The sequence below is a fragment of the Streptomyces sp. CO7 genome (assembly GCF_053474865.1).
Map to the genome: position 1 here is coordinate 211,207 of NZ_JBRIOU010000003.1, position 6,232 is coordinate 217,438.

A 6,232-nucleotide genomic window follows, 5' to 3' on the forward strand; every position below is an offset into this window, starting at 1 on the left:
CCCAGGGGGCGATGGGGGAGGCGGGCGCAGGGCGGTGCCTCCGCGGCGAGCGGCTCGCTCCACCGTGCCCGGGCTGGGCGGCACCCTCGCACGTGACCTCCGCCGCACCGCAAGCGAGCTCAGCAGGGCGGCGGGCCCTCCGAGGCGCAGGCCCCCGCGGCGAGGGCGTCCCCGCGGGGGTGCCGCGTCTAGAGGAGCGCCGCGACCCGGTCCCGGTACGTGCGGACCGGCGCCGCGTCCTTGTACGGCTCGAGCCGCCGCTCGAAGTCCCGCACGTACTCCACCGCCCGCAGCGACCGCATCTCCGCCGCCTGCCCCGCGGCCTCCGCGCCCAGCTGGCAGGCCTGGTCCAGCTCGCCCAGCCCCAGCCGTGCCGACGCCAGCACCAGGCGGCAGAAGAGCCGGCTGCGCGCGTACGCGGGCGCCCGCAGCTGCAGCGAGCGCTCCGCGTACTGGGCGGCCGCGCGGTACTGCTGGAGGTCGCGGTGGCAGTGGCCGAACTCGTCCGCCAGCTGCGCCTCGTCGAAGAAGCGCGCCCACGGCGGGACCTCGTCCCCCGGCCGCGCCGCCTCCAGCGCCCGCTCCGCCCGCACCAGCGCCGCCGTGGACGCCCGCACCTCGCCCAGCACGCCGTGCGCCCGGGCCTCCACCGCGTGCAGCAGCGCCTGCACCACCGGGGGAGCGGAACCGCCGGCGCCCTGCTGGGCGACCCGGGCGAGCTGCACCGCCTCCCGCCCGTGGCCCAGGTACACGGCCTGCCGGCTCATCGAGACCAGCACGTACGCCCCGTACATCCGGTCGCCCGCCGCCTGGCTCAGCCGCAGCGCCTGCACGAAGTACCGCTGGGCCAGCCCGTGCGCCCCGATGTCGTACGAGGTCCAGCCGGCCAGCCGGGTCAGGTCGGCCACCGCGCCGAACAGGCGGCGGCCCAGCTTCTCGCCGTACACGCCGCGGAGCATCGGCTCGGCCTCGTGCTCGAGGTAGCGGACCAGCGCCTGCCGGGCGTGCCCGCCGCCGTAGGCGTGGTCGAGGGAGCGGAACAGCTCGCCCACCGACCGCAGCGCGGCGACGTCCCCGCCGGTGACCCGCTGCCCCGGGCCGCGCTCGGCGGTCCGTTCGGCGCTGCCGCGGCCGCCGCGCTGCCGGGGCACCGCGGCGAGCGCCTGGCCGGGTTCCCGGACCGGCCGGCCCTGCGCCGGCACCCGTACCGCCCCCACGGGCGGTTCGCCCCGGCCGACCCGCTCGTCGGGGCGGCCGATCAGCCAGTCGCGGCTGGGGACCACCAGCCCGGCCGGCGTGAACGCGATCTTGCGGAGCTCGGCGTGACTGCCCGAGTCCTTGCGCCAGAGGCCGCTGACGATGTCCACGGCCTCCTCCGGGGTCGCCGCGAACTCCAGCCCGGCGTACACCGGGGCGCAGGCGTCGAGGCCGAGGTCCTGGGCGGTCAGCCGTCGGCCGAGGCGGCGGGTGAACACCTCGGCGATCAGCGCCGGCGTGGTCCCCCGGGGCTGCTGGCCCCGCAGCCAGCGGGTGACGGACGTCTTGTCGTACCGCAGGTCGAGTCCGTGCTCGAGTCCCAGCTGGTCCACGCGCCGGGCCAGTCCCGCGTTGGAGAATCCCGCCTCTGCGATGAGCGCGGCGAGCTGGCGGTTGGGAGTGCGCTGCGCGGGTCGTTCCGTCATCTGCGGTGCGGTCTCCTGCCTTCCGTGGCGAGCCCCCTCGGGCGCCCGGATTGCCTATGAGCAGCCGTTACGGCCAGTGAACGGCGTGAATGTAGCGGAGAGTAGGCAGCTCATCGCACACTTCACCTTCCGTTCACTGGATCGGGTGAGTTTCCTATCCGGAAGTGACGCTTCGGGCCCACTCGGGGCGACTCCGGCCGACTGGGAACGACCGGTGTCGAGTGTGTTCATGCCAGGACAACCCGGGTGCCGCCGGGCGCATGGCGTGCCTTCGCCGCGGACCACCTACAGTGGCCGGGGGCCGTTGGTCGCGGCCCGGTCCGGATACGCCTGGAGGTTTCCGTGGGTGAGGTGCGGTTCGTACGCATGGGGTTCGGCGCCGAGGCCGTCGAGTACCTGCAGGCGTGGGAGGAGCAGCGCCGGGTGCACGCGGCGCGGTTCGCCGACGAGATCCCCGACACCGTGCTGCTGCTGGAGCACCCGCCGGTCTACACGGCCGGCCGCCGCACCGCGGACAGTGAGCGCCCGCTGGACGGGACGCCGGTGATCGACGTCGACCGCGGCGGCAAGATCACCTGGCACGGCCCGGGCCAGCTGGTCGGCTACCCCATCCAGAAGCTCCCCCGCCCCGTCGACGTGGTGGCCCACGTCCGGCGCCTGGAGGAGGCCATGATCCGCACCTGCGCGGAGTTCGGCCTGGAGACCACCCGGATCGAGGGACGCAGCGGCGTCTGGGTCCTCGGCGACCCGGTGGAGCAGCGGCCCTCGCTCGGCGGGCTCTCCCTGGACCTCGACCCGCGGATGACGGACGACGAGTTCGACCCCCGGCTCAACGGTCCCGAGTACGCGCCGTCCAACGCCGGCCAGCGCCGGGAGGACCGCAAGCTCGCCCAGATCGGCGTGCGGGTCTCCAAGGGCGTGACCATGCACGGGTTCGCGATGAACATCAACCCGGACACCACCTGGTTCGACCGGATCATCCCCTGCGGCATCCGGGACGCCGGCGTCACCTCGCTCGCCGCGGAGCTGGGGCGTGACGTCCCCATCGCGGACGTGCTCCCGGTGATCGAGAAGCACCTCCGCGAGGTCCTGGAGAGCGCCGACCTCCGCCCCCGCGAGACCGAGGCCGCCGCCTCCGCCTGACCCGGCACGGGGCGCGGCGGCCGCCCCACGGGCCGGCGCCCGACCCCCGAGCCGAGGGCCCCTCCCTCACGTCCTGTCGGGTCCACCGGCCCACTGGACGCGTCGCCACGAGCAGGCACACTGGGGGCATGGACACCGCGCAGCCGTTCTCGCAGCTCATACGCACGGCCTCCCGGGCGCAGCACGAGGAGGCCGAGAGCAGCGGCTTCCTGGGAGCCATGCTCGGCGGCGGGCACGGCGTCGAGGCGTACGCCCGCTACACCGAGCAGCTCCGGTTCGTGTACCGCGCCCTGGAGGAGCGGGCCGGCCTCCTGCGCGAGGACCCGGTCGCCGGGCCGTTCGTGCGGCCCGAGCTGCTGCGCCTGTCCGCCCTGGACCGCGACCTGGCCCATCTGCGCGGCCCCGGCAGCCGGGCGGAGGGCGCCCCGCTGCCCGAGACCGAGGAGTACGCGGCCCGCGTCGCCGAGTGCGCCCGCGACTGGCCGGCCGGATACGTGGCCCACCACTACACCCGCTACCTCGGCGACCTCTCCGGCGGCCAGATCATCCGCGACGCCGCCGAGCGGACCTGGGGCTTCGACCGCAAGGGCGACGGCGTCCGGTTCTACGTCTTCGACGCGATCCCGAACCCGGCCGCCTTCAAGCGCGAGTACCGCGCGCGGCTCGACGCGCTCCCGGTGGACGACCTCGAGAAGCGCCGCGTGGTCGACGAGTGCCGCCGCGCCTTCGCCTACAACACCGCCCTGCTCCGCGCCCTGGAGCGGGAGTTCGCGGCGAGCGCCTGAGCCCCGCGGGGCGTGCGGGGAGCGTGCGCGGCGAGCGCGCCGGGAGTGAGACGCACCCCACGTCCGAAAGCCCGGCCTCCGGACGGGCACCCGAATGAGGCGGCGTACGCTGGTTACGCCTACGAACCGAAGTCACAGGGAGCCGATGTGTCCGCAGTCGCACCCGACGGACGCAAGATGTTGCGCCTGGAGGTCCGGAACAGCCAGACCCCCATCGAGCGCAAGCCCGAGTGGATCAAGACCCGGGCGAAGATGGGTCCCGAGTACACCAAGATGCAGAACCTCGTGAAGAGCGAGGGCCTGCACACGGTGTGCCAGGAAGCAGGCTGCCCCAACATCTACGAGTGCTGGGAGGACCGCGAGGCCACCTTCCTCATCGGCGGCGACCAGTGCACCCGGCGCTGCGACTTCTGCCAGATCGACACGGGCAGGCCCGAGGCGCTCGACCGTGACGAGCCGCGCCGCGTCGGCGAGTCCGTGGTCACCATGGACCTGAACTACGCCACCATCACCGGCGTCGCCCGCGACGACCTCGAGGACGGCGGCGCCTGGCTCTACGCGGAGACCGTCCGCCAGATCCACCAGCAGACCGCCGAACGCGCCGAGGGCCGGACCAAGGTCGAGCTGCTCGCCCCCGACTTCAACGCGGTGCCCGAGCTGCTCCAGCAGGTCTTCGAGTCCCGGCCCGAGGTCTTCGCCCACAACGTCGAGACGGTCCCGCGGATCTTCCGCCGGATCCGCCCGGGCTTCCGCTACGAGCGCTCCCTCGAGGTGATCACCGCGGCCCGCGAGTTCGGCCTGGTCACCAAGTCGAACCTGATCCTGGGCATGGGCGAGACCCGCGAGGAGATCAGCGAGGCCCTGCGCGACCTGCACGGCGCCGGCTGCGAGCTGATCACCATCACCCAGTACCTGCGGCCCTCCGTGCGCCACCACCCGGTGGAGCGCTGGGTCAAGCCGCACGAGTTCGTCGAGCTCCAGAAGGAGGCCGAGGAGATCGGCTTCGCCGGCGTCATGTCCGGCCCGCTGGTCCGCTCCTCGTACCGCGCCGGGCGGCTCTACGGCATGGCGATCGAGCAGCGCGCCTCCGAGGCCGCGGACGCCGCCCCGGCCGCGGTCTGACGGCCTCACGCCCGTGAGCACGGCGGGGCGGGTCCCGCTCTCCAGCGGGACTCGTCCCCTGCTCCCCGCACCCGTGCCAGCGTGTGCTCCTCGCACCCGTGCCGGCGTGCCCGTGCCGCCGTGTCCGCGTCGGTCCCCGGGCGGACGGGCGCGGGCCTCCCGTCCGGTTTCCCACCCCGCCTTTCATCCGGCTTTGACCGATGCGTCACCCTCCGGTAACACCGGTGGGGGACTCTTGGACCCGACGCGCACCCACGACTCCCAGGGGGGACCGTGACCACGGAGACCATCGAGACGACCGTCGAGCCGGCGGCGCGCGTGCGCGGCGGCGGGGCCGAGCCCCTGCCCGCGCAGCCGTCGCTGCCCTCGCTGCCCTCGCTGAGCGGGGCGCTGCTGGCGGTGGAGTCACTGCTGCTGGGCGGCGGCCAGCGCACCGCGCGCCGCAACGCCTGGACCTCCGTCCTGGAGGACCGGCGCCGCGCCCGCGACCGGATCGAGGTCCAGCGGGTCCTCGACGCCGCACCCGCTGTGCCCGCGCTGCGCTCCTGACCGGTCACGCCGCGGTGACCGCCCGGCCACGGAGCGGGCACCGCCTTCGTGAGGGCGGGCCGGTGCACGTAGACTTCGAGACATGGCGAGGAAGGAAACCGCAGCGGAGTCTGCGAATGCCGGGCGACTCAAGCAGATCGCCCTGACGTACAAGATGACCCGCAAGGCCGACAAGAAGATCGGTCTTGTGCTCGCGGCGGTCGGAATTGTCACCCTCGGTGTCTTCCTCGCGATCGGCTTCTTGATCGGTCACCCGATCTACCTGGGCATCCTCGGTCTGCTGGTCGCCTTCCTGGTGACCGCGATCGTGTTCGGGCGCCGGGCCGAGCGTGCCGCCTTCGGGCAGATGGAGGGCCAGCCGGGTGCCGCCGCGGCGGTGCTGGAGAACATCGGCCGGGGCTGGTCGACGACACCGGCGGTCGCGATGAACCGCAGCCAGGACGTGGTGCACCGCGCGGTCGGCAAGGCCGGCATCGTGCTGGTCGCGGAGGGCAACCCGAACCGGGTGAAGTCCCTGCTCGCGGCCGAGAAGCGGAAGATGAGCCGCATCGTCGCCGACGTGCCGGTCCACGACATCCTGGTCGGCAACGGCGAGGGCCAGGTCCCGCTGAAGAAGCTCCGCGTCACGATGATGAAGCTGCCGCGGGTGCTCACGGGGCCGCAGGTCACCACCACCAACGACCGGTTGCGGGCGATGGGCGACCTGATGAAGAACATGCCGCTTCCCAAGGGCCCGATGCCCAAGGGCATGAAGCTCCCCCGCGGCAGCAAGGGCCGCTGACCCCCACCCGCACCGCACCCACACCCACGAACGCCACAGGGCGCCCGGCATCCCGCCGGGCGCCCTGCGCCGTTCCCCCGGACCTCTCCTTGCCCGTACGGCCCTGCCGTGACCCAGCGGCCGCCACCGAGGCCGCAGCGCGCGTCACCCTGCCCTGCCCTGCGGGACGG

The 6,232-nt window shown here is 73.9% G+C and carries 6 protein-coding genes; 5 read left to right on the plus strand and 1 reads right to left on the minus strand.

The genetic code is table 11. The annotated features are described in order from the left end of the window. Nucleotides 1-188 precede the first annotated feature (188 nt). The gene (locus ACOV8S_RS10835; protein ID WP_448317582.1) at nucleotides 189-1,682 is read right to left on the minus strand and encodes a regulator; all 1,494 of its coding nucleotides are present in this window, start codon (nucleotides 1,680-1,682) and stop codon (nucleotides 189-191) included. A 342-nt stretch (nucleotides 1,683-2,024) separates the two neighbouring features. Here ACOV8S_RS10835 and lipB point away from each other — a divergent pair, with 342 nt between their 5' ends. From lipB to ACOV8S_RS10860, 5 genes are all read left to right on the plus strand, one after another. Then, nucleotides 2,025-2,825 (plus strand): lipoyl(octanoyl) transferase LipB, encoded by an 801-nt coding sequence (gene lipB, locus ACOV8S_RS10840; RefSeq protein WP_448317583.1) that lies wholly within the window; start codon nucleotides 2,025-2,027, stop codon nucleotides 2,823-2,825. A gap of 128 nt (nucleotides 2,826-2,953) precedes the next feature. Continuing rightward, on the plus strand, nucleotides 2,954-3,610 hold the full coding sequence (locus ACOV8S_RS10845; protein ID WP_448317584.1) for a biliverdin-producing heme oxygenase: 657 nt from the start codon (nucleotides 2,954-2,956) through the stop codon (nucleotides 3,608-3,610). 147 nt (nucleotides 3,611-3,757) lie between these two features. Next, a complete protein-coding gene (gene lipA / locus ACOV8S_RS10850; protein WP_448317585.1) occupies nucleotides 3,758-4,732 on the plus strand; it encodes a lipoyl synthase in 975 nt (324 codons plus the stop codon). Between the two features lie 342 nt (nucleotides 4,733-5,074). Next, nucleotides 5,075-5,281 carry an SCO2195 family GlnR-regulated protein gene (locus ACOV8S_RS10855; RefSeq protein WP_448317907.1) on the plus strand — a complete coding sequence of 69 codons (207 nt, stop codon included), beginning with the start codon at nucleotides 5,075-5,077 and terminating at the stop codon, nucleotides 5,279-5,281. An 82-nt stretch (nucleotides 5,282-5,363) separates the two neighbouring features. After that, entirely contained in the window at nucleotides 5,364-6,062 is a 699-nt protein-coding gene (locus ACOV8S_RS10860) for a DUF4191 domain-containing protein (RefSeq protein WP_351117796.1), read from the plus strand. Nucleotides 6,063-6,232 lie beyond the last annotated feature (170 nt).

Bases quoted from the DNA above. Each gene is read 5' to 3' on its own strand.
- ACOV8S_RS10835 (WP_448317582.1), bottom strand. From the start codon at position 1,682: ATGACGGAACGACCCGCGCAGCGCACTCCCAACCGCCAGCTCGCCGCG.
- ACOV8S_RS10845 (WP_448317584.1), top strand. From the start codon at position 2,954: ATGGACACCGCGCAGCCGTTCTCGCAGCTCATACGCACGGCCTCCCGG.
- ACOV8S_RS10860 (WP_351117796.1), top strand. From the start codon at position 5,364: ATGGCGAGGAAGGAAACCGCAGCGGAGTCTGCGAATGCCGGGCGACTC.